The sequence below is a fragment of the Pseudomonas sp. NPDC089547 genome (assembly GCF_050280665.1).
Classification (GTDB): Bacteria; Pseudomonadota; Gammaproteobacteria; order Pseudomonadales; family Pseudomonadaceae; genus Aquipseudomonas.
Genome location: NZ_JBNNVS010000007.1, coordinates 166,688 through 188,348 on the forward strand (window position 1 = coordinate 166,688; position 21,661 = coordinate 188,348).

17 protein-coding genes are annotated in these 21,661 nt (G+C 55.6%); 9 read left to right on the forward strand and 8 right to left on the reverse strand.

Features of this window, described 5'->3' with window-relative positions; genetic code table 11:
* The first annotated feature begins 3 nt into the window (after positions 1 to 3).
* The 4 genes from proX (at position 4) to ACQKPZ_RS07670 (ending at position 4,257) form a co-directional block, all read left to right on the forward strand.
* Complete coding sequence (gene proX / locus ACQKPZ_RS07655; RefSeq protein ID WP_427536624.1) at positions 4 to 1,035, forward strand: glycine betaine/L-proline ABC transporter substrate-binding protein ProX; 1,032 nt, start codon at positions 4 to 6, stop codon at positions 1,033 to 1,035.
* Between the two features lie 92 nt (positions 1,036 to 1,127).
* Positions 1,128 to 2,471 (forward strand): dimethylsulfonioproprionate lyase DddP, encoded by a 1,344-nt coding sequence (dddP, locus tag ACQKPZ_RS07660; RefSeq protein ID WP_427536626.1) that lies wholly within the window; start codon positions 1,128 to 1,130, stop codon positions 2,469 to 2,471.
* Positions 2,472 to 2,510: 39 nt separating this feature from the next.
* A complete protein-coding gene (gene fdhA / locus ACQKPZ_RS07665; protein ID WP_427536628.1) occupies positions 2,511 to 3,713 on the forward strand; it encodes a formaldehyde dehydrogenase, glutathione-independent in 1,203 nt (400 codons plus the stop codon).
* A gap of 208 nt (positions 3,714 to 3,921) precedes the next feature.
* Positions 3,922 to 4,257 carry a RidA family protein gene (locus tag ACQKPZ_RS07670; RefSeq protein WP_427536630.1) on the forward strand — a complete coding sequence of 112 codons (336 nt, stop codon included), beginning with the start codon at positions 3,922 to 3,924 and terminating at the stop codon, positions 4,255 to 4,257.
* Positions 4,258 to 4,314: 57 nt separating this feature from the next.
* Here the strand turns inward: ACQKPZ_RS07670 and ACQKPZ_RS07675 are convergent, their stop codons facing one another.
* Positions 4,315 to 5,205, reverse strand: coding sequence for a DMT family transporter (locus ACQKPZ_RS07675; RefSeq protein WP_427536632.1), 891 nt, complete (start codon positions 5,203 to 5,205; stop codon positions 4,315 to 4,317).
* Positions 5,206 to 5,392: 187 nt separating this feature from the next.
* Between ACQKPZ_RS07675 and ACQKPZ_RS07680 the strand changes: the two genes are divergently transcribed.
* Together ACQKPZ_RS07680 and ACQKPZ_RS07685 are read left to right on the forward strand one after the other, a co-directional pair.
* On the forward strand, positions 5,393 to 6,712 hold the full coding sequence (locus ACQKPZ_RS07680) for an NAD(P)/FAD-dependent oxidoreductase (protein ID WP_427536634.1): 1,320 nt from the start codon (positions 5,393 to 5,395) through the stop codon (positions 6,710 to 6,712).
* 214 nt (positions 6,713 to 6,926) lie between these two features.
* Positions 6,927 to 8,420 carry a PucR family transcriptional regulator gene (locus ACQKPZ_RS07685; protein ID WP_427536636.1) on the forward strand — a complete coding sequence of 498 codons (1,494 nt, stop codon included), beginning with the start codon at positions 6,927 to 6,929 and terminating at the stop codon, positions 8,418 to 8,420.
* 91 nt (positions 8,421 to 8,511) lie between these two features.
* On the opposite strand, the gene ACQKPZ_RS07690 is transcribed toward ACQKPZ_RS07685, so the two are convergent.
* Both ACQKPZ_RS07690 and ACQKPZ_RS07695 read right to left on the reverse strand, forming a co-directional pair.
* Positions 8,512 to 8,859, reverse strand: coding sequence for a cupin domain-containing protein (locus ACQKPZ_RS07690; protein ID WP_427536638.1), 348 nt, complete (start codon positions 8,857 to 8,859; stop codon positions 8,512 to 8,514).
* A gap of 10 nt (positions 8,860 to 8,869) precedes the next feature.
* On the reverse strand, positions 8,870 to 10,276 hold the full coding sequence (locus ACQKPZ_RS07695) for an NAD(P)/FAD-dependent oxidoreductase (protein WP_427536640.1): 1,407 nt from the start codon (positions 10,274 to 10,276) through the stop codon (positions 8,870 to 8,872).
* Between the two features lie 280 nt (positions 10,277 to 10,556).
* Here ACQKPZ_RS07695 and ACQKPZ_RS07700 point away from each other — a divergent pair, with 280 nt between their 5' ends.
* The 3 genes from ACQKPZ_RS07700 (at position 10,557) to ACQKPZ_RS07710 (ending at position 15,787) form a co-directional block, all read left to right on the forward strand.
* On the forward strand, positions 10,557 to 12,644 hold the full coding sequence (locus tag ACQKPZ_RS07700) for a hydantoinase/oxoprolinase family protein (RefSeq protein WP_427536642.1): 2,088 nt from the start codon (positions 10,557 to 10,559) through the stop codon (positions 12,642 to 12,644).
* Between the two features lie 16 nt (positions 12,645 to 12,660).
* Positions 12,661 to 14,436, forward strand: a complete 1,776-nt coding sequence (locus ACQKPZ_RS07705) for a hydantoinase B/oxoprolinase family protein (protein WP_427536644.1) — start codon at positions 12,661 to 12,663, stop codon at positions 14,434 to 14,436.
* A 181-nt stretch (positions 14,437 to 14,617) separates the two neighbouring features.
* Positions 14,618 to 15,787 carry a hypothetical protein gene (locus ACQKPZ_RS07710; protein ID WP_427536646.1) on the forward strand — a complete coding sequence of 390 codons (1,170 nt, stop codon included), beginning with the start codon at positions 14,618 to 14,620 and terminating at the stop codon, positions 15,785 to 15,787.
* A 77-nt stretch (positions 15,788 to 15,864) separates the two neighbouring features.
* Here ACQKPZ_RS07710 and ACQKPZ_RS07715 read toward each other — a convergent pair whose 3' ends face one another.
* The 5 genes from ACQKPZ_RS07715 to ACQKPZ_RS07735 form a co-directional block, all read right to left on the reverse strand.
* Positions 15,865 to 17,193, reverse strand: a complete 1,329-nt coding sequence (locus ACQKPZ_RS07715) for an MFS transporter (protein WP_400693392.1) — start codon at positions 17,191 to 17,193, stop codon at positions 15,865 to 15,867.
* Between the two features lie 433 nt (positions 17,194 to 17,626).
* On the reverse strand, positions 17,627 to 18,661 hold the full coding sequence (locus ACQKPZ_RS07720; RefSeq protein WP_427536648.1) for an ABC transporter substrate-binding protein: 1,035 nt from the start codon (positions 18,659 to 18,661) through the stop codon (positions 17,627 to 17,629).
* A gap of 126 nt (positions 18,662 to 18,787) precedes the next feature.
* Complete coding sequence (locus tag ACQKPZ_RS07725) at positions 18,788 to 19,810, reverse strand: aldo/keto reductase (RefSeq protein ID WP_427536650.1); 1,023 nt, start codon at positions 19,808 to 19,810, stop codon at positions 18,788 to 18,790.
* A 56-nt stretch (positions 19,811 to 19,866) separates the two neighbouring features.
* Positions 19,867 to 21,309 (reverse strand): NADP-dependent succinate-semialdehyde dehydrogenase, encoded by a 1,443-nt coding sequence (gene gabD / locus ACQKPZ_RS07730; protein WP_427536652.1) that lies wholly within the window; start codon positions 21,307 to 21,309, stop codon positions 19,867 to 19,869.
* A gap of 10 nt (positions 21,310 to 21,319) precedes the next feature.
* A partial coding sequence (locus tag ACQKPZ_RS07735) for a thiamine pyrophosphate-dependent enzyme (protein ID WP_427536654.1) occupies positions 21,320 to 21,661 on the reverse strand: 342 nt, incomplete at its 5' end.

Consider the following 21,661-nt stretch of genomic DNA (forward strand, 5'->3'; position numbering starts at 1 on the left):
ACGATGTCTCAGATCACCCTCCCCCGAGCATTCCTGAAGAGCCTCGCAGTCTGTGCAATCAGCTTCGCTTCGGTCTACGCCAATGCTTCCTATGAAAAACCGGGCGATGGCGTGACCGTCAGGCCATCGTACCCGCTGGCCATGGAAGAGCGCGTTCTCGGTGAAGTGGTCATCGCCGGCTTGAAGGAACTGGGCTACGAGGTAAAAACACCGAACGAAACCGAGATCCCGACCATGCTGTTGTCGGTCAGCTACGGGGACGCAGACTACACGGTAAACCTGTGGGAAAAGCTGCACGCGAGCTTCTATAAACGCGCAGGCGGCGACGACACCATGGTGCGCGTGGGCGACATGGTGCCAGGACTGGTGCAGGGCTACATGATCGACAAGAAAACGGCTGAGGCGCACAACATCAAGTACCTCACCGACATGAAAAAGCCGGAAATCGCCAAGCTGTTCGACACCGACAACGATGGCAAGGCTGACCTCACGGGCTGCAACCCAGGCTGGGGGTGTGAGCTAGTCATTGAGCACCACCTCAAAGCCTATGGCCTTAATGGCTCCATCAATCATGTGCGCGGGTCCTACACCGCCCTGATCGCTGACACCATTGCCCGCTTCAATGAAGGTCAGCCTGTTTTCTACTATGCCTGGCTGCCACAGTGGGTAGGCGGAATTCTTGTCGAAGGCCGCGACGTGGTGTGGCTGGAGGTGCCCAACACCGACCTTCCAGATGGCGACAAAAATGCCGCGGACACCACTTACGGCGGAAGGAATCTTGGTTTCGCCAAGGACAAGGTTGAGGCGGCCATCAACAAAGATTTCGCAACCAAGAACCCCGCCTTGGTCAAATTCCTTTCCCAAGTGCAGATCCCTGCTGAAGACGTATCCGCAGAGAATTTCAAGCTGCATGAGGGCGAAGACAAGATTGTAGACATCCAGCGCCACGCCAAGGACTGGATCGCTGCACATCGACAAACCTTTGATGGATGGTTGGAGGCTGCGCGCAAAGGCGCGGCTGTCTCTGATCGCTAACCTGCGTGAATCAAGGCTTAGTTCATTCGTCGGGTGCTCCCTACACAAGGTGTCTGGGGGCGCCCCAAGAATTGTTAGCGGGGGTATCCATGATGAGTTCGCCGTTTTCGATAGCTTCTGATGCACGCCGTATTGATCCTTCCAGACAGCGCGCCGCTCTACTTAAACGTGATGGTTCAGTTGACGATAACGACCGGGTTGAAATCGGCCCCACTCCCCTGGCATTTGCTGAATGGGAAGCTCTGGGACTGCAAACGCCCCATCTCCCAACCATGCGCGAATACCGGCTGCGACGCTTACAAGAAGAGTTGGTAAAGAAAGATCTGGCAGGGATTCTGTTGTTCGACCCGCTCAATATTCGCTACGCCACTGATACGACCAACATGCAGCTGTGGACCACCCATAACCCAGCGCGGGCCTGTTTCGTCAGCGCCAGCGGCCATGTTGTGCTGTGGGACTTCCATGGGTGCGGGCATTTATCTGCACACCTGCCGCTGGTGAGCGAACTGCGCAGCGGTGCATCGTTCTTCTACTTCGAAACCGGTGAACATACCGATCAGCACGCCAAGCGCTTCGCGGCGCAAATTGACGAACTGATGCGCGTCCACGCGGGCAACAACCGTCGATTGGCTGTGGACCGAATCGAGGTTTCTGGCTTGCGGGCACTGGATGCCTTGGGTGTCGAAGTGCACAGCGGACAGGAAGTGACAGAGTTCGCACGGGTGATAAAGGGCCCGGACGAGATTGTGGCCATGCGCTGCGCAGTTGCGTCATGCGAGGCATCGATCGCTGAAATGCGCCAGGTCATGCGCCGCGGTGCTACCGAAAACGACGTATGGGCAGCACTTCACGCGGGCAACATTCGCCGTGGTGGCGAATGGATCGAAACCCGCATCCTCAGTTCCGGACCTCGCACCAACCCTTGGTATCAAGAGTCTGGCCCCCGCGTCCTGAGCGATGGAGATCTGCTTTCTTTCGATACCGATCTGATCGGTGTTTACGGCTTCTGCGTAGACATGTCTCGCAGCTGGATTTGCGGCGAACGACAGCCTACTGCGGAGCAAAAACGTCTGTACCGCATTGCGCATGAACACATCACTTTCAACACCCAACTGGTACGTCCCGGCATCAGCTTCGCGGAACTCACCGCTAATGGGCATCGGCTGCCTGAGTCCTGCCGGCAGCAGCGCTACGGCGTCATGTTCCATGGAGTCGGCCTATGCGATGAGTACCCCTGCATCCGCTATCCAGAAGACTTCGAGTCTCATGGATACGCCGGCGTACTTGAACCCGGCATGGCGCTTTGTGTTGAAGCGTATATCGGTGAGGTGGGTGGGCGTGACGGCATCAAGCTTGAGAATCAGCTACTCGTTACCGAGACCGGTTGCGAGGTGCTGACTCATTACCCGTTTGAAGACAGCTTCCTGAAGGACTGAATTCAAATGGCTAGACCTTTGACGAAGGAGAAGTAAGTCATGAGTGCAAGCAACAGAGGCGTCGTGTATCTGGGCGCAGGTAAAGTCGAGGTTCAGCACATCGACTATCCGAAAATGCAGGATCCGCGCGGCAAGAAGATCGAGCACGGCGTCATCTTGAAGGTGGTCTCCACCAACATTTGCGGATCCGACCAGCATATGGTTCGTGGTCGAACCACTGCCCAAGTCGGCCTGGTACTCGGCCATGAAATCACCGGCGAAGTTATTGAGCTGGGTCGTGATGTTGAGCGCCTGAAGATCGGCGACCTGGTATCGGTGCCTTTCAACGTCGCGTGCGGGCGTTGCCGTTCATGCAAAGAGATGCACACCGGCGTGTGCCTCACCGTCAACCCGGCCCGCGCCGGTGGCGCCTACGGCTACGTCGACATGGGCGACTGGACCGGTGGCCAGGCCGAATACGTACTGGTGCCTTACGCGGACTTCAACCTGTTGAAGTTGCCGGACCGCGACAAGGCCATGGAGAAGATCCGCGACCTCACATGTCTGTCCGACATCCTGCCGACGGGCTACCACGGCGCCGTTACCGCAGGTGCTGGTCCGGGCAGTACGGTTTACATTGCCGGTGCTGGGCCAGTCGGCCTGGCCGCTGCTGCGTCAGCTCGCCTGTTGGGCGCTGCTTGCGTGATCGTCGGTGACCTGAACCCATTGCGTCTGGCGCATGCCAAAGCCCAGGGCTTTGAGGTGGTTGATCTGTCCAAGGACACTCCTCTGCATGAACAGATCATCGACATTCTTGGTGAGCCGGAAGTGGACTGCGCCGTCGATGCGGTAGGTTTCGAAGCCCGCGGCCACGGCCACGAAGGTGCCAAGCATGAGGCTCCGGCTACCGTACTCAACTCGCTGATGCAGGTGACTCGCGTGGCGGGCAACATCGGTATCCCAGGCCTGTATGTGACCGAAGATCCAGGCGCGGTGGATGCTGCTGCCAAGATCGGCGCGCTGAGCATCCGCTTCGGCCTGGGTTGGGCCAAGTCGCATAGCTTCCACACCGGCCAGACCCCGACCATGAAGTACAACCGCCAACTGATGCAAGCAATCATGTGGGATCGGATCAATATTGCCGAGATCGTAGGCGTTCAAGTCATCAGTCTTGACCAAGCCCCTGAAGGTTACGGCGAGTTCGATGCTGGTGTACCGAAGAAATTTGTCATCGACCCGCATAAAACGTTTAGCGCAGCGTAACTAGCCTTCGGCGTACCACCCTCTTCGCCCTTCAGTGAGATGGGTGGTACACCGTAGTATTGACCAGACCACCTGCACTTGACGCGCGGTGGTTCGGCTATTCCCTGCGGGTAGGTAAGCCTGTAGTCATGGTTTTTGGGATTTCATGACGACGATTTCATGACGACGTTTAGTATCCCACACTAAAATCTGCTCTGAGGATTTAACAATGATCCAACGTATCAACCCCGGAAAGCGGGCAAGCCAAATGATTCTGGTAGACGGTCGTATCGAAACCTCAGGCATTGTTGCCCAAGACCCAGATGGGAATATTTCGGAGCAAACGCGCTGTGTCCTGGGCCAGCTCGATGACTGGTTGGCTCAGATTGGCGCAACTAAAGCCGACCTGACGCGCATCCAAATTTGGCTCGCAGATATGAGCGAGGTTGAGAGCATGAACGAAATATACGATGCGTGGGTGGGCGACCAGCCCCCAGTACGCGCTTGCGTCGGAGCCCAACTGGCCCTCCCCGGTTATCGGATTGAAATCCAAGCGTTTGGTTGATTCACAAAAAAGCACCACAGAATTTCAACGTCCATTGAAGTCTAAAAATCTTGTTAATTATGAATTACCATTACTGAAACGCTTGATCGAGAAAATCCCCCCTACGACTACCAGCACCGAACCAACGATCAGAAAACCATCCAAAGCTTCCCTGAACCATACGACACCGATCAGCGAAGCGAATATCAACAGTGAATAATTGAAGGGCTGTAAAATGACCGCTGTCGTGTATTTAAGGGCTTGCAGCAAGAGTAGTTGTGCGGCCACCCCTGTAACACAGAGAATGAGCAACAGTCCCCACTCATGCGCAGTAGGTGTGGTCCACTGCGGTAAACCGGTGAAAGTCGAAGCTACGGCGCCCCAAAATCCCATATAAATCATGTTGGTCCCAAAGGGGTCAGTCTGACTAATCTTGCGCGTAAGGATATTGAACACAGCGAACATAAACGCGGCCAGCAAAGGGATCAGCGATGCCACGCTGAACACGCCTATGCCTGGCTGGAGGATGATCAGCGTCCCGATAAATCCAATCACCGCAGCAATAGCCTGACGTAGGCTGACATGCTCTCGTAGTACAAAACCGGCCAGGACCATTGTCAACAATGGAAAAATTGCATAAATCGCATGGGTTTCTGCGAGCCCCAGATAATGCAGTGCCAGCCCGAACACGGCTATCTCGAACACGCCCAGCAAAGCTCGGACCATCTGAAGCATCGGATGAGCACTCTTAATCGCCCTCCTCATCTCACCCTTCATTGACACGAATATGATCGCGAACAGCAAGAAAAACCAATACCGGACCATAACCAGCTGAGCAATTGGCAGGTCCTGGACCAGAGTTTTCGTAACACCGTCTTGCGCCGCGAAGATGAACATCGAGAGTAGGCACAGGCCGATCCCAATACGGATGCCTCTCCCCTGAGATGTCGCGCTGATGCGTCGATCCACAATGCTTTCCTGTATTTATTGTTATTGAATATCCAAATGGGCATCGCATTTTTACATTGGCGATAGGCACAAAGTATACAGAAATTACTCCAAACTCTTAACTATCATATTTGTTGTCCGTAACGTTATATTTCGCTCTTTCAGCGGGTGCGATAGTCGCCAAAAACAACACCCCAAGAAGAGTCACATGTACAGAAATACCTCGACACCCGCCGACGACAACGGTTGTGGGTGGTTTCACCTGAGCCCTCCTCGCACCGTAGAGCCAGCCCATAGCGGGCGTACTGAAGCACGTTGGGTTGTTCTGGGCGCGGGCTTCACAGGTCTTGCCGCAGCGAGGCAGTTGGCAATCCGCTACCCCGATGATCTTGTTGTTCTGGTTGAGGCTCAACAAGTCGGGTTCGGCGCTTCCGGTCGAAATTCAGGCTTTGCAATCGACTTGCCTCACGACATCGGTGCTCCTGACTACATCGGCGACCTCCCTACGGCACGCATGAATCTGAAGCTAAACCTCCGTGCCCAAGCGATCCTTAAGATTTTGATTGAGCAGCACGGCATCGATTGTCAAATGCGACCAGATGGAAAATACCAGGCCGCGATTGAGCCCAAGGGACTAGCCGTTCTGGACGCATACCGCAGTGGTCTGGATAAGCTCGGCCAGCCCTATGAGATGATTGATGGTCCTGATGTCGCCGATCACTTAGGCACAGATTTCTACCGCAAAGCTCTCTTCACACCGGGAACATTGCTGCTTCAGCCAGCAGCTCTCGCTAAAGGGCTTGCCGAAAGCCTGCCTGATAATGTGATTCTGTATGAGAACACGGTGATCACCCATCTTGAGCAAGGACAGCGCACGACGCTGAAGCATAAGAACGGTGAGATCATCGCGAATCAGCTGCTGCTTACCAACAATGCCTTCGCAAGCCACTTCGGTTTTCTAACTGGTCGACTTCTGCCAATCTTCACCTATGCGAGCATGACCCGCCCCTTGACCGAAGAGGAGCAAACACGTCTTGGGGGCAAGAGAACCTGGGGTATCATCCCGGCAGACCCGTTCGGGAGTACCCTTCGCCGGACGCCGGACCAGCGCCTGCTGGTTCGGAACAGTTTTAGTTTCAACGCTGACGGTCGCGCACACCAGCGCTACCTTGATCGTGCCGGTCGACAGCACCGTGCTTCTTTCGAACGGCGGTTTCCCATGCTCGCAGGCATGCCCTTCGAGTACTCCTGGGGTGGCTCAATGTGCTTGTCGCGTAACCATCTCTCGCACTTCGGAAGCTTGGCGCCGAATATCCACGCAGCGTTGTGCTGCAACGGCCTTGGCATAACCCGCGGAACGGCTACAGGCACACTGCTCGCTGACTGGCTAGCAGGTGAACGTGACGAATTGATCGATTTTCTACTCAATTCTGACGGTCCCAACCGAAACCCGCCCGAGCCCTTCCTCAGTATCGGTGTGAATGCGAACCTCCGCTGGGGCCAGATGCGCGCTGGTAAAGAAAGCTAAGGTTGATAAACCTCATTTGTCCCGCTTTGGATGAACCATGGCGGGACGCCTGAGTGATCCTCCTAAGCATGATCCCAATCCATCTCTAGACAGGTTTTCGGACGCTCATATCACGACCTGTATTGCCCGAGACAGCTTCAAGGTATTCTGGCTACCGCCCTTACAATTACGATGCTGTGGCGCCGCTGAACCTTCCTTTTAGCCGGAATTGCTCATGAAGTTCACCATAAGCGACATCATCCACAACAACTCATTGAGAACTCGCTTACTCACAGGCACAGAGGGTCTCGCTCATAATGTTCGCTGGGCTCATGTATGCGAGTTGGCTGACCCAACGGAATGGCTCGGCGAAGGCGACCTGCTGATGACTACCGGTATGGGTATCCCAGCCGAACCCGACGCTCAACGTGAATATGTGGAGCGCCTGACTCACGCAAAAGTCTCAGGCTTAATGATCGGTGAAAATATGCAGGCGCCGGCGGACCTAACCACATTATGTGAAGCGGCAGGAGAGCGTGGTTTTCCGGTTCTGATGACGCATTACTCCATTCCCTTCTCAGCAGTGACTCGAGCTATCGTCGATGCGGACAGGCAACAAGAGTTCGAACGCCAGAGCGCGATAAGCAGAGTCTATGAAAGCGCCCGTATGGGCTTGAGAGACATTGGTGTCGGCTCGCTCCTTGATCGTCTGGGTAAAGACGTACGCTCAAGCCTGTATCTGTTCGATACGCAAAGTTTGGTGCCCTGGCAGGGCAATCTGCCGCCCCTTCCTGACTCTTGGCATCAGGCAATTCACAGCCGCCGGCAGGAGCTTCGTGGTGCTCAGCCGGCCGTATTACGCTGTATACGTGCGGACACCAATGACGAAGCCATGGTCATGGCGTTACCCACGCAACCATCTTGCTCCATCTTGGCTATAAGTGGAGATTTACTCGATTACGGCCTCCTCCACCATGTCGCCGCCGTGGCTGGAAACGAACTCGAACGCCTTCAAGCGGAACAGGAACGCCAGCTGCGTCTTGGTTCCGAACTGCTCGATGACCTGCTTCAACAGCGAATTGCTGAACGCGCAGGGAAGGAACGCCTACAAGAGATCCTTGGCACAGTAGAGCCAGCAGTAATGGCCCTGGCTCGACCAGCTAAGGAGCTTCCTACAGGCTGGCAAAAGCAGCTGCTTCGGCAAAGGCAAGACTTCTTGCTCCGCAGCCAAGGGGATGAAGTGATTTTCCTCATGGCTTCGAGCGATGCGGCAGGCGTCATTCAAAAGGCACTAGGTTGCTCAATGGGCTTGAGCAACGCTCTCGGGCACCCTGAAAGGATTATCGAAACTTTACGTGAAGCACGCCTGGCATTAGCGCACACAAGCGTTCAACGTCCCCTGGCCCACTACGGCAGCTCTCACACGACGGCACCTTGGCTTCCGGATAGCCTGGATGAGGCTCAGCGCTTGCATCGTGACGTCCTCGGCGCCCTGCTGGATTACGATCTCCAGCAGAACACGCAGTTCAACCAAACCCTCAGAACTTTCCTTGAGCACAACCGATCTTGGCAAAAAGCCGCACAGCATTTGAACGTACACAAGCAGACTCTTGTTTACAGAATACGGCGCATCGAGGAGATTACTGGCCGTTCGCTGGATAGCACTGAAGATGTTGCAGTACTGTGGATTGCCCTCAGAGCTGGTGACATAGCCGGTGCTGGGGAGTAATCGACACCGACCTCTCAGTAGATCAAAACGCGGCATTCCCCTCAGCGCAAAGGAAAATCGGCTAAGAGGGAATGCCCGAGACTGGAGAATCTCAGTCCAAAATGAGATAGCTTTTGCGTACCGTTTGCCGGATGTTCCAGACGCCTTCAGTTTGGGCTTTGAAGTAGATAACGTCTCCAGCCTTGAATTCGACCGTTTCACCATCGTCAGGTGTGAAACTACCCTCGCCGCTTACGATAAAACTGTATTCCGCTTGTACTACCTGGCGACGAAATTGTCCGGGTTCACATTCCCAAAAACCGGTCGATGCTTGCCGATCATCAAGCATGCGATGATGAGCCGTGCGGCTGTTTGCGACGACTACCCCTATGGGTCGGCCTACTGGCACGGCTGGCGAGAACTCGCTATCGTCGATCAATCTGATGAGTATTGGTGACATGCTTTTCTCCTTAAGCTTTGTCTTCGAGACCAGCAGGGGCGAAACGTGACAGGAAGCGGTCTATGCCGGACACAGCCTCCCCTCCAAGTTCAGCCCTTTCCTTGCGAATGACAGCATTGCGCACCATCGACCCACCTAAATAACGAATCGGCTCAGGCGGGAATCGACGACAGTTTCGGTCCACGAGCGGGCATTGGCTCCACTCGTCATTCCTGCCTAAAGCAAGGCTGGCAAGAATCCTCCCGCCAAGCCTGCTCGGCCCTACTCCATTGCCGCTCCAGCCAATGCCGTAGTGGATGTTAGGGCAGCCATTGAGGCAACCAAACACCGGCAGACTGTCGTAGGTACGATCGATCGGCCCCGACCACTCATGCGTCAGACCAACATCTTTAAACTCAGGATAAGTTCGTCGCAGATCAGCTTTGGTGAGTTCAAGGCTTGCTCGATCATTACTGAATACAGGGCCAATTTGTGATCCAAAAGCGATTGCACCTGTTCCTTTGCCAAAAGCGATGCGTCCATCCCGTGTGGTTCGGTAGTAATCAACCATCAGCTGCGAGTCGGTGATCGCCTCCCCCCCTGCCCAGCCAGCACTCGCCAACCTCGCGGGCATAGCTTCAGTAATCACGATTGAGCTGTTCACTGGAACCATCAACTGAGCCAATTCCGGGAGTTGGGCCGCCCAGGCATTAGTAGCTAACACCACGTTACGGGCAGTCACCGTTCCCTGTTCGGTCAGAACCTGGGCAGGCTGCCCTGGCACAATTTTCGTGACCGCCGAGCGCTCATGAATGTCCACGCCTTGGGCAATGGCCACTCGACGCATTCCTCGGGCCAGCAAGGCGGGTTGGACAGTTGCGTTGCTACGCTCGAACACACCTGCCAGATGAACTGCGGAACCGGTGCGGCGAGCGACTTGCTCGGCATCCAACCGCTCGAACGGCTGCACTCCGAGTCTCTCACAAGCTGACAATGTGCCGTTCCAAGTATCGATATGCTGCGGTGTGGTAGCAGTCCACAGCCAACCTTTCTGCTGAAAGTGGGCATCAATTTCATGCTCTGCGCAGAACTCGCCTAACTCGTAGATCGCCCTCTCCGCTCGCTCTCCTAGAAAACGTGCTTGGTGCTCATCACAGAAGGATCGGAGTGTGCCGATCTTCGGCCACCAAGACATTACGAATCCTCCGTTACGGCCAGAGGCCCCTCCTCCACACACATCTTGTTCGAGAATCATCACTCGAGCATCAGGCTCCAGTTGCTTCAGCGTCATTGCAGTCCATAGCCCGACAAAGCCGCCGCCAATGATCAGCACATCGACTTCATGATTGCCCTTCAAAGTCGGAGAGATCGCTGCCTCAAAGTCAGAGGACTCCATCCAGAAGCTGCGCTTCAAAGGCGGGGTGGGTATTAGTTTCATTGTGATAGCCCCAGGTGGTCGAAACGGTCACGACCAGTTTGTGAAGGACCGTAGGCTTGGACAATCAAACGCTATTAGGAAAATGACACGTCAGCTCATGCGATCGTATGAAAGGCCGACACGTCATTCATCGTTCAGTGGCACGCATGGTGACTTCAAAACGCACACTGTGATTGGCAAGCGACCAGATGCAACCGGTGCAGCAGCAGAGCTAGTACGAATGTATGAGCGACCTGCACCATTTGTTGGTTCCGTCTGATTGAGGCAGCGGGCATTCCGTATGAATTTAGGGGGGCAGGTTTCAAACAAAACAAAAAATCGAAAGCTGGAGGAACATCGTATGTGGCGAGTTGGCGTTGACGTAGGTGGTACATTTACTGACTTGTTCGCCTGGGAAGACAAATCAGGCAAGCAGGTGACGGCCAAAGTGCTCACCACCAAACAGGATCGCTCAATCGCAGTGCTGGAGGCGATCGAAAAAGCGGGCATCGAAATTGCCGATATCTCGCACCTCATGCACGGCACGACCACGGCAACTAACGCCCTGATCGAGCGTAGCTACCCAGATGCGGCCTTCATCACTACCGAAGGTTTCCGCGACACCATTGAGATCGGTCGGCAGCACCGTGAGCACCTGTACGACCCCTATCAAACCAAACCCAAGCCAATCATCAAGCGTCGCTATCGCTATACCGTCCCTGAGCGCACCAACGTTCGGGGCGAAACCGAGCGACCACTGGATGTTGATGCAGCCCACGAAGTCGCGCAGAAGATCAAGGCGTCCGGCATCAAGTCTGTAGGCATCGGCTTCATCAACTCCTATGCAAGTACTCGCCATGAGGAGCAGATGCGCGACATCCTCCTGAAGCACTGCCCTGACGTGCACGTGGTTCTCTCTGGAGAAACCCGTCCGGTCTTCCGCGAGCATGGTCGCTTCACAACGACAGCGGTACGTGCAGCGTGTATGCCGGTAATGGTGAAGTACATGGACGACCTGGAAGCACGTCTCCACCAACACCAGTTCACCGGTAAGCTGCTGATCCTCAAGAGTAGCGGCGGTGTGATGTCCGCCGAGCTGGCCCGGCGGCACCCAGAGGACATGCTCGAATCAGGCCCAGCAGGTGGTGTCGCCTATGCTGGTTACCTGTCCGAACTCAGCGGTTTCGACAAGATCCTGCACACCGACGTGGGCGGTACCAGCTTCGACGTATCAATTGTCGAGCACGGCAAAGGGCTCATCACCCGCGACCATGAGTTGGAATGGGAAGTACCTATCGTGGTGCCAATGCTGGACATCCATAGCGTGGGGTCTGGAGGTGGCTCGATTGGCTGGGTTGACCAAGGCGGCTCGCTGCGCGTTGGGCCCAAGAGCGCAGGCTCCGAACCAGGGCCAGTCTGCTATGGTCGCGGCGGAGTGCAACCAACCATCACTGATGCCAACCTGCTGCTGGGACGGCTGGAGCCGACCCTGGGTGGCAAGTTCAACCTGGATGTTGAGGCGGCAGACAAAGCAATGGCCAGCCTGGCCAAACAAATTGGCCTTTCTCCCCTTGAGACCGCTGAGGGCATGATCCGCATCGGTTGCGAATACATGGCCCAGGCAGTGAAGAAGATCCTCGTTGCCCGAGGTCGTGACCCTCGCGATTTTGTGTTCGCCAGCTTCGGCGGCGCTGGTGCTTTGCATGCTTGCATCGTTGCCAAGTCGATGAACATTCCTAAAGTCATCGTGCCACCTTATGCCGGTGTGGCTTCGGCTTTTGGCGCAACTGCGATGAACTTGCGTCAAGACCTTGAGCGCTTCTACTACTCACCCGTGAAAGAGGCCGACCTTGGCAAGATCAACGAAATGCTGGCCGAGCTTGAGACCAAAGCCAAGGCAGTGCTCCGTGAACAGGGTATCGACAAGGACAGTGACATCGAACTGATCCGTACAGCGCAGATGCGCTACGTCGGCCAGTCCTATGAGGTTGATACACCCATCCCCGATGGTGAACTCACTGCTGGGTGCTTGCCTGGCATCGAGGAAGCCTTCCATGCGGCGCACAAACAGGAATTCGGTGTCAGCTCGGACGACTTTGCCCCTGCATTTGTCTCATTCGGGGTAACTGCAATTGGCCGCATGGACTCGCCACCACCGGTCGACCTGATTAATGCCACCGAAGGCGATGCTGTGAAGACAGTTCGCGATGTGTATTTCGATGGCCAGTGGACACAGTGCAAGGTCTACGACGGTGAAGCCCTGGGCACCAAGCACAAGATTCAGGGGCCCGCGATCATCGAGTACGAACATGCCTGCACCGTGATGCCACCAAACACCCATGCGCATGTGAATGCGATGGGCGCCCTGGTCATTGACATCGAAAAATAAAAATAAGGAGCCCACTATGAGCAAGCAATCAGTTGGTCATGACGTCGACAACGACATTGACCCAATCACCTTCGAGGTGATGCGCAGCATCTTCGAGTACGCCAGCGACCGTATGGCCACCGTGCTACAACGTTCTTCGTTCTCACCGATTCTGGCAGACATGCTGGACTTCTCTAACGCCATTTACGATGCCGATCTCCAACTGCTGAGCCAGGCGGCGAACTGCCCAGTGCACTTGGCTGCAATGAAATTCAGCGCTGAGGAAGCGGTAAAAACCATTGGTCGCGAGAACGTACATGAGGGCGACGTGATGGTGGTCAACGACCCCTATCGCGGTGGCACCCACATCAACGACATCTCGTTTATCAAGCCGATTTTCTACAAGCAAGAACTGATCGGCTACGGCGTCAGCCGTGGGCACTGGATGGACCTCGGCGGCGGCGGCGCTGGTGGCCAGGCTTTTAGTACCCACATCGCCGCGGAGGGTCTGCGTCTGCCGCCGCTGAAGATCTACTCTGGCGGTAAGCTCAACGAGGATCTGCTAGCGATCATCCTCAATAACTCGCGCACTCCGCATTTCATCAAGGGCGACCTTCAGGCGCACCTGGGTGCGCTGCTGGGCGCAGAGCAGGAGCTGCAACGCGCATGTGATCGCTACGGCGCCGAGATTGTGAAGAAGGCCATGAAGAAGATTCAGGCCTACACCGAGCGCATGATCCGTGAATCGATTCGCAAGATTCCCAACGGCATCTATGAGGCCGAGGACTACGCGGACACCGACGGCATTACCGATCAGCGCGTCAAGCTGAAAGTAACGCTGGAGATCAAGGACACATCGATCAAGGTCGATTTTGCCGGTACCGACCCTATTTGTCAGGGGGCAATCAACTCGCCGCGTGCAAACACCATTTCGGCGGCCCTGTACTCTTTGCAGTTCTTCCTGGCACCTGATGCACCGCAAAACCAAGGCATGTTCAACCCCATCGAGGTCGTTCTTCCCGAAGGCTGCTGGCTGAACGCGAAATGGCCTGCACCGACCATCGGCTGCACCACTCTGACCTCATCGAAAATAACCAGCGCCATCTGGCAGGCCCTGGCCAAGGCTATCCCTGAGCAGATTACCGGCTCCACCTGCTCGGAATGTAACTGGTTTGTCGCGAGCTGCACTTCACCTGACGGCAAAACCGATGTGTTCTCCGACTTGCCAGCCGGTGGCTGGGGAGGCACGCCCTATGCCGATGGCATGAGCGTGACCATGGACCCATTGGGCAACTGCATGAACATGCCGGCCGAAACCGCCGAGCTGTTCTTCCCAATCGCCTATGAGGCCTTCGAGCTGCGCGGCGATTCGGCGGGTGCAGGCCGCCACCGTGGTGGCCTAGGCGCCACCTTTAAAGTCCGCTTCCTTGGTGGCGGTGAGCTGGGCATGGAAACCTCACGTACCCTCGAAGGCAGCCCGGGCGCCGCGGGAGGCCTGCCTAGTGCGGTCCAGCGTGCGACGCATGTTCACGCCAACGGTTCAGCCCAGGTTATCGGCGGTATCGCCAGCGACGGTTCGTGGGCGAGTCCGTTGTTGGCCTCGCACAAGTTCAAGGCTGGCGACGTTTTCATGTTTGAGAGCACCGGCGGCGGTGGCTGGGGAAATCCGCTGAAGCGCACGGTCGCTGAAGTGCTCGAAGATGTACTGGACGAGTACATCAGCATTGAAACCGCCAAGCGCGACTATGGCGTGGTCATCGACCCGACAACTCTGCAAATCGATGAGGCTGCAACCTCCGCTCTAAGGGGCTGAGTACCAGACATCCCCTTATCCCCGAGCCGGCCTGATGACCGCGCTCGGGGGCTTGATCGGACCTTTAAATCAATCCCTTTAAAAGCCATGGCGTCGCCAGTCGCGACGCCATGGCTTCTCGCTGCCCAAAAAACCCTTTCATCCCCTCATCGCCCTTACAAGAATAATTCTGGAGCGATTCATGAACATCCATCGCTATGCACTTCCGCTCGCTTTGCTCGCCGCGATCGACTACCCAAAGGAGGCTTGGGCCGTGCCAGTTACCGAGCATTTGGATGTTGGAGGTGCTATTCGCGGCAGGTTCGATTTTGACCCCGACCGAGATATCTCCAAAATTGATTTCGATACCCTCATCCTACGCGCTGATTATGACCTAGAGCGCTGGACTGGCTCGGTGCAGTATCGCCTATACGGCAACGCCTTCCCTTACCGATACACGGACAACATTGGTGATATAGCCTTCTTCGAGCACGCTTGGGCAGGCTACAAGTTTTCCCCCGAGCATCAGGTTCAGATCGGCCTTACCGACATCCCATTCGGCCTGGGCCGCTACTTCGGTAGTACCTTCTTTGAGACCCTCGGTAACGTAGTAGGCCTTGAGGATACCCAGAACATTGGCATCAAGTACCTCGGCCAGTTCAACAATTGGGACCTCAGCGCAGCTTACTACCCAATCACCGCACAGCAGGGACGCGGTACCAGCCGTGGTGGCCGAACCTACGGCACTAGCGTGGCCTCTGCCGACAGCTATGTGGCGCAAGGAAGCGACAACGAAGAGAGTGACATCATCGTCGGGCGTCTTGCTCGTAAGTACCGCGTCGGAGACTGGAGAGGCGAGATCGGCGTGACGCTGCTGTCCTCGACCTTGCACAACTTCGACACCAGCCGAGATGGCCAGCGACTGGCCACCGCCCTACACCTTAAAGCCCAACGCGGCCCGCTCGGTTTCCAGGCAATGGCGGCGCGCCAACAGATGACCCCGAAAAATCCTGGGACTGAGACACTGGTGACCTTTGGCGGATTTGATGCCACGTTCAATGTCGCCTCCAAAGGCAACCTCTATGTAGCTGACATCAGCTATGAACTGGCCGAACGTTTTGGCTGGCTGTCGAAGGTCAAGGTTTACGCCAACTACAGTCTGTTTGACAAAGACCAGGAGCAGTTCAAAGACTCACAGCGAGGAATTCTTGGCACTTCCTTTAGCCTAGGGCCAATCTGGGTGGCCCTCGAATGGCTGCATGGGCGTAATGACCCTTACATCGGCGGGAGTGATTTCACCCAGAGCTTGGGCGGAGGCGGAAGTAACCGTTGGGAAAGTCAGGTCTACAGCAATGTAGGCTACTACTTCTGATAAATCATCAAAAAATGGCGCGTTTTCATTTTGAAGACGCGCCCAAAGTGACACAACAAGAGCAGATAATTTAGGTACTAGGCTGCACTTGCCTGAGCAAGGTCAAGCGAGCGTGTTTCCGGAGCCATCAGCCAGGTAAAGAACAGACCGACCATCGAGATACCGAAAGCAGCAATCATGGTGTTAGCAATACCGATCGAGGAAAGAGACATCGGCACAAGATAAGTACCAATCGCCGCACCGATGCGCGACAGCGATGTTGCCAATCCAACCGCGGAACCACGAACCTCAGTAGGGAACAATTCATTGGGATAGACGTACTGGAGCACCTGAGCGCCACCGATGAACAACGCGTAGCTACCGAACAGAGCGAGAGTTACCAAGCCCGCACCATCCGGATAAAGGCCAAGTAGCAGCAATGCCAATCCAGACCAAAGGAAGCTGTGGATGAGCATATTGCGACGGCCCATCGGGTTGATCAGCTTCACCCCAAGCAGGCAGCCGAAGACAAAGATAATGGTAATAGCCACCGCACCCCAGGCAGCCAAGTCTCCGGTGAGGCCCATGGCAGAAAGGATTTTAGGTGCAAAGGCATAGATTGCGAATTGCGGGATAATCGAACAAGTCCAGAAGATACTTACGAAGAAGATGCGCTTGCCATAGTGCGAGTGGAACAACGACGAGACCGAAACGCGACGCTCACTGACGGGTTCTGGCAGATCCGCAACAGAGAACTTGTCGCCATACACCTTCTTGATCACCTGGTCTGCCTCAGCGACTCGGCCTTTACTCAGCAACCAACGTGCGGACTCCGGGGTACCGGCGCGCATAATCAGGAAGAGTACCGCCGGTACGACTGCACTGGCCAAAGCCCAACGCCAAGCCTCCGGTCCCATGGCGCGAAGGATGAACTCACCCGCGACGTAAGCGACTGCCGCACCGACAAACCACATCATCACCAAACTGGCCAAAATTGAGCCGCGTTGCTTTTTCGGCAAGAATTCAGCGAGCAATGACGTCGCCAGTGGGTGGTCCGCACCAATAGCCACACCGAGCATCAAGCGCAGCACAATCAGGGCCGCAGCGGAGTTCACCCAAAATTGACCCAGGGAGAATACAGCCAAAGCAACCAGCACCAGCACGTAGAGCGTTTTCCGGCCCAGTTTGTCGGTGAAAAGACCACCTACGAACCCACCGAAGAACATGCCGACCAAGGAAGCCGCGGCAACCATGCCTTCTTCAAAGACACTTAGCTGAAGTGATTGGCTCAACTGAACTAGGACGACACCAATAATGCTAAGAATGTATCCATCCAAGAATGGCGCGCCTGAGGAGTAGACGGCAAGCTTCTTGTGGAAACTGTTGAGGGGGGCATCTTCTAACGAAATTTTTTGTTTATTTGACATTATTTTGCTGTCTCTTTTGCTGCTCGATGCTAAATAACTCACCTGAAGCTGACATTCCTGCACACTGGCACGCAAGCCCGAAACCTGGTGAATTATCGTATTGTTTTTGTATGACCTAGCTATTCGAACAAATGGCGCGAGTGTCCCTAGACCTCACTTCATTTATGCGAATGAATACAGCAATCCATGCCCATCGGCTCTCTGACGATCCTTAGTACATCGTACTCTCGTGATGAAACGAGCGGTCGCTGCGCTTGCCGAGCAAAATCCTAAGACGCGTTCAGATTAAGCTCGCATGAGTTTAAGAAATAGAAGGATTACCTCAAAGAATGCGACATCTCGGCTATTTTACTCTGTCCGAATTACGATATTTTTGCCCTCCCCTCACAATGCCCATAGGCAAGCGGCTATGCGCCGCTTGCCTATGCTTCACTCAGCTTTTGCGGGCAACCCAAGCGTTGAAGCGTTCCTGCAACTCCTCACCGTGATCGATCCAGAAATCGCTGCTGACGGCCATCGATTGCGCCATGTTTGCAGGCGCAGTGTTGAGCTGCGCCGCCAGCGCTGGATCAAGCAAGCTAGCAGTATGCAAATTGACTGAGCCGTATCCCAGCTGAGTGGTGTGCTTTTCCTGATTCTCTGGGCGAAGGGTGAATGCGATGAAGTCTTCCGCGAGGTCCTTGTTTTTGCTTCCCCGCGGTACGGCCCAGTAGTCGATAGCGTAAATGCTTCCATTCCAGATCGGCTTGATGTGCGCGCCAGACTGCTGGGCGGCATAGATCCGGCCGTTGAAGGCTGTGGTCATTACCACGTCTTTGCTGGCTAGGAACTGCATGGGCTGAGCACCGGCCTCCCACCACTGAATGTATGGCTTGATCTCATCCAGCTTATTGAAAGCCCTATCTACACCTTCGGGGGTGGAGAGAACCTTATAGATCTCCTCGCGAGGAACTCCGTCAGCCATCAGTGCAGCCTCAAGGGTGAACTTCGGCCCTTTGCGTAGGGCGCGCTTCCCCGGAAATTTCTTGATGTCCCAGAAATCTTGCCAGCCATTGGGGGCTACAGACAACGCGTCTGTGTTGTAGGCCAAAGCCATCGACCATACCAACAATCCCGCACCGCAGTCAGACAGTGTGCCTGGCACGAAGTCTTCCTCCTTGCCAAGTCGCGCTTGATCCAAGGGTTCGAATAGGCCCTCCTCGCATCCACGGACAAGGTCATCACCCTCTACCTGAACGACATCCCAGTTCACGCTGTTGGTGTCGACCATGACCTTGATGCGCCCCATCTCGCCATTGTATTCCCCGGCTATGAGCTTGACCTGATGAGCCGCCTCAAACGGCTGATAGAACACCTCGGTTTGCACCGTCTTACTGACTCCTCCATAAGAGATGACTGTCATCTCTGTAGCCGCTGCGTGTGCGGTCAGGAGGCAGGTGATTGCACCAGCGACAAATCCATTGTTCATGAAACCCTCTTCATTTATTGGTTTTGTTAAGAAGCGTTCTGCGTGCAACGTTCTGCATGAAGAAAAAAGCGAGCACCGAACCGGTGAGGCAAATGCTCGCTGGATCCATAGGGATCAAAACTTTGGTCAGCGTGAAGCTGGTGTGGGTGCATCCGCTCGGATGAGCGATCTGCGTTTAAGCTCATGCCAAAAATCGTCAGGAATCTCGCGCTCAAATGTCGAGATATTCTCCTTGAGCTGCTGGACGCTGCGCACACCAGGAATAATGCTTGCCACAGAGGGGTGTGCGGCGATGAATTGCAACGCTGCCGATTTGAGTGGAACATCAAAGTCAATACATACGGCCTCGATGCGTCGCACATGCTCCAGCACATCAGCGTCGGCAGGTGCATAATTGTACCGCGCACCAGGAACCGCGCCCGTGGCCAGAATCCCGCTGTTGTAGCCTCCGCCCACGATGAGCGAGACACCTTGTGCTTCACACTGGGGAAGAAAGTCGTTCAATGCATCTTGCTCGATGAGCGTGTAGCGCCCTGCCAGCAGAAGACAGTCAAAATCGACGCGGCGGATGGCCTCATGAGCAACATCGCTCTCATTGACGCCGATCCCAATCGACTTCACAACACCCTGATCACGAAGCTCAAGCAGTGCCCTACCAGCCCCCTTCATGGCGAAATCGAATACCTCGGGCTGCTGGCTGCCATGGGTGTAAACATCGACTTCATGAATGAGCGCAACATCAATGCGCTCTAGGCCCGTTCGCTGAAGACTATCTTCGATCGATCTCATCGTACCGTCGTAGGAGTAGTCAAATCTCCACTCGAAAGGTAGCCCTTTTATCCAGCAACCGAAGTCGATCTCTTCCCGTCTACGGGGGGTCAGCAACCGACCGACCTTGGTAGCGAGTACAAATTGGTCACGAGGCTTCCAACGCAGTCCTTGTCCTAAGCGCGCCTCGCTCAAACCATGACCATAGCTCGGTGCGGTATCAAAAAATCGAATGCCCGCGTCCCAGGTAGCCTGGACCAGTCCCGCCGCGGCATCCTCACTGATAGGTGCCATGAAGTTGCCCAACTGGGCGGCCCCAAACCCCATCACACTGGTCTGAATGCCTGAACGAGACCACGTTCGTTGCTGCGAAGCTTGCATGGATGACGTTCCTTTCAAGAGGCCCGACCTAAGCCGGGCGTTAGTGAAACTGGTCTTCAGATGCTCAAGCACAGGTATTTGATTTCGAGGTAGTCCTCGATACCGTACTTGGAACCTTCGCGGCCTAGGCCCGAGGCCTTGATGCCGCCGAATGGCGCGACTTCGTTGGAGATCAGGCCGGTGTTGATACCGACCATGCCGTATTCCAGGGCCTCGGCGACACGGAACACACGGCTCATGTCACGGGCATAGAAGTATGAAGCCAGGCCGAATTCGGTGTCATTGGACATGGCAATAACTTCGGCTTCGTCTTTGAAGCGGAACAGCGGCGCCAGCGGACCGAAGGTTTCATCCTTGGCAACGGCAGCACTATTCGGCACATCAATCAGGATAGTGGGCTCGAAGAAGTGGCCTTCGATCAGCTGTCCACCTGCAAGCACCTTAGCGCCCTTTGAGACGGCATCATCGATGTGCTCCTGGACTTTGGCGACAGCCTTGCCGTCGATCAACGGGCCAGTGGTGGTGCCATCTTCCAGACCGTTACCAATCTTCAACTTGGCAACCGCAGCGGCCAGCTTCTCGGCGAATGCGTCGTAAACACCGTCCTGCACATAGATACGGTTGGCGCAGACGCAGGTCTGACCGTTATTACGGAATTTGGAAATCATCGCGCCCTCCACCGCCTTGTCCAAATCGGCGTCGTCGAACACGATGAACGGGGCGTTGCCACCCAGCTCCAGAGAAACCTTCTTGATGTCCTTGGCACACTCCTGCATCAGCTGGCGACCGATATCGGTCGAGCCGGTGAAGGACAGTTTGCGTACCAGGGAGTTGCCAGTCAGCTCGCCGCCAACTTCGCCAGCGCTGCCGGTCACCACGCTCAGCACGCCAGCCGGGATGCCGGCACGGTTGGCCAGTTCGACCAGGGCCAGGGCGGAGTACGGGGTTTGCGAGGCAGGCTTGAGCACCATGGTGCAGCCAGCGGCCAAGGCTGGTCCAGCTTTACGGGTGATCATGGCGGCCGGGAAGTTCCACGGGGTAATGGCCGCGGTAACGCCGATCGGCTGCTTGATGACGATCAGCCGCTTGTCTGGCTGGTGGCCCGGGATGGTGTCGCCGTAGACGCGCTTGGCTTCTTCGGCGAACCACTCGATGAACGAGGCGGCGTAGGCGATTTCGCCCTTGGCTTCGGCCAGCGGCTTGCCTTGTTCGGTGGTCATCAGCCGAGCCAGGTCGTCCTGGTTCTCGATCATCAGTTCGAACCAGCGACGCAGCTTGCTCGAGCGCTCTTTGGCAGTCAGTGCACGCCACGCAGGCAGTGCCTTGTCGGCGGCTTCGATGGCGCGGCGGGTTTCCGCGGTGCCCATCTTCGGCACGGTACCGATGACTTCACCCGTGGCCGGGTTCGTCACACGGATTACCAAGCTGCTGTCAGCATCAAGCCATTGGCCATCAATGAAAGCTTGCTGGCGGAACAATTGTGAGTCTTTCAGTTGCATATCCAACTCCTTAGATGGCAGCGCTACGTTCGCGCAGATCCATGTTCAGAATGCGGTCGTTCTCGCTGTAATCCACCGGGCAGTCGATCACGTGTACACCTGGGGTATTGATGCAGTGCTCGAGCAGTGGCAGCAAGGCTTCGGCGCTTTCCACGCGGTGGCCGTTGGCACCGTAGGATTCTGCGTACTTGACGAAGTCCGGGTTACCGTAGTCCAAGCCAAAATCGGTGAAGCCCATGTTGGCCTGCTTCCAGCGAATCATGCCGTAGCCGTCGTCACGCAGGATCACCACGGTGATGTGCATGCCCAGACGTACGGCGGTTTCCAGTTCCTGACTGTTCATCATGAAGCC

Excerpts from the sequence above, each read along its gene's own strand:
- ACQKPZ_RS07725 (WP_427536650.1), bottom strand. The coding sequence starts at position 19,810 with ATGCAAGCTTCGCAGCAACGAACGTGGTCTCGTTCAGGCATTCAGACC.
- ACQKPZ_RS07680 (WP_427536634.1), top strand. The coding sequence starts at position 5,393 with ATGTACAGAAATACCTCGACACCCGCCGACGACAACGGTTGTGGGTGG.
- proX (WP_427536624.1), top strand. The coding sequence starts at position 4 with ATGTCTCAGATCACCCTCCCCCGAGCATTCCTGAAGAGCCTCGCAGTC.
- ACQKPZ_RS07695 (WP_427536640.1), bottom strand. The coding sequence starts at position 10,276 with ATGAAACTAATACCCACCCCGCCTTTGAAGCGCAGCTTCTGGATGGAG.
- dddP (WP_427536626.1), top strand. The coding sequence starts at position 1,128 with ATGAGTTCGCCGTTTTCGATAGCTTCTGATGCACGCCGTATTGATCCT.
- ACQKPZ_RS07690 (WP_427536638.1), bottom strand. The coding sequence starts at position 8,859 with ATGTCACCAATACTCATCAGATTGATCGACGATAGCGAGTTCTCGCCA.
- ACQKPZ_RS07685 (WP_427536636.1), top strand. The coding sequence starts at position 6,927 with ATGAAGTTCACCATAAGCGACATCATCCACAACAACTCATTGAGAACT.
- fdhA (WP_427536628.1), top strand. The coding sequence starts at position 2,511 with ATGAGTGCAAGCAACAGAGGCGTCGTGTATCTGGGCGCAGGTAAAGTC.
- ACQKPZ_RS07705 (WP_427536644.1), top strand. The coding sequence starts at position 12,661 with ATGAGCAAGCAATCAGTTGGTCATGACGTCGACAACGACATTGACCCA.
- ACQKPZ_RS07715 (WP_400693392.1), bottom strand. The coding sequence starts at position 17,193 with ATGTCAAATAAACAAAAAATTTCGTTAGAAGATGCCCCCCTCAACAGT.
- ACQKPZ_RS07720 (WP_427536648.1), bottom strand. The coding sequence starts at position 18,661 with ATGAACAATGGATTTGTCGCTGGTGCAATCACCTGCCTCCTGACCGCA.
- ACQKPZ_RS07670 (WP_427536630.1), top strand. The coding sequence starts at position 3,922 with ATGATCCAACGTATCAACCCCGGAAAGCGGGCAAGCCAAATGATTCTG.
- ACQKPZ_RS07700 (WP_427536642.1), top strand. The coding sequence starts at position 10,557 with ATGAATTTAGGGGGGCAGGTTTCAAACAAAACAAAAAATCGAAAGCTG.
- ACQKPZ_RS07710 (WP_427536646.1), top strand. The coding sequence starts at position 14,618 with ATGAACATCCATCGCTATGCACTTCCGCTCGCTTTGCTCGCCGCGATC.
- gabD (WP_427536652.1), bottom strand. The coding sequence starts at position 21,309 with ATGCAACTGAAAGACTCACAATTGTTCCGCCAGCAAGCTTTCATTGAT.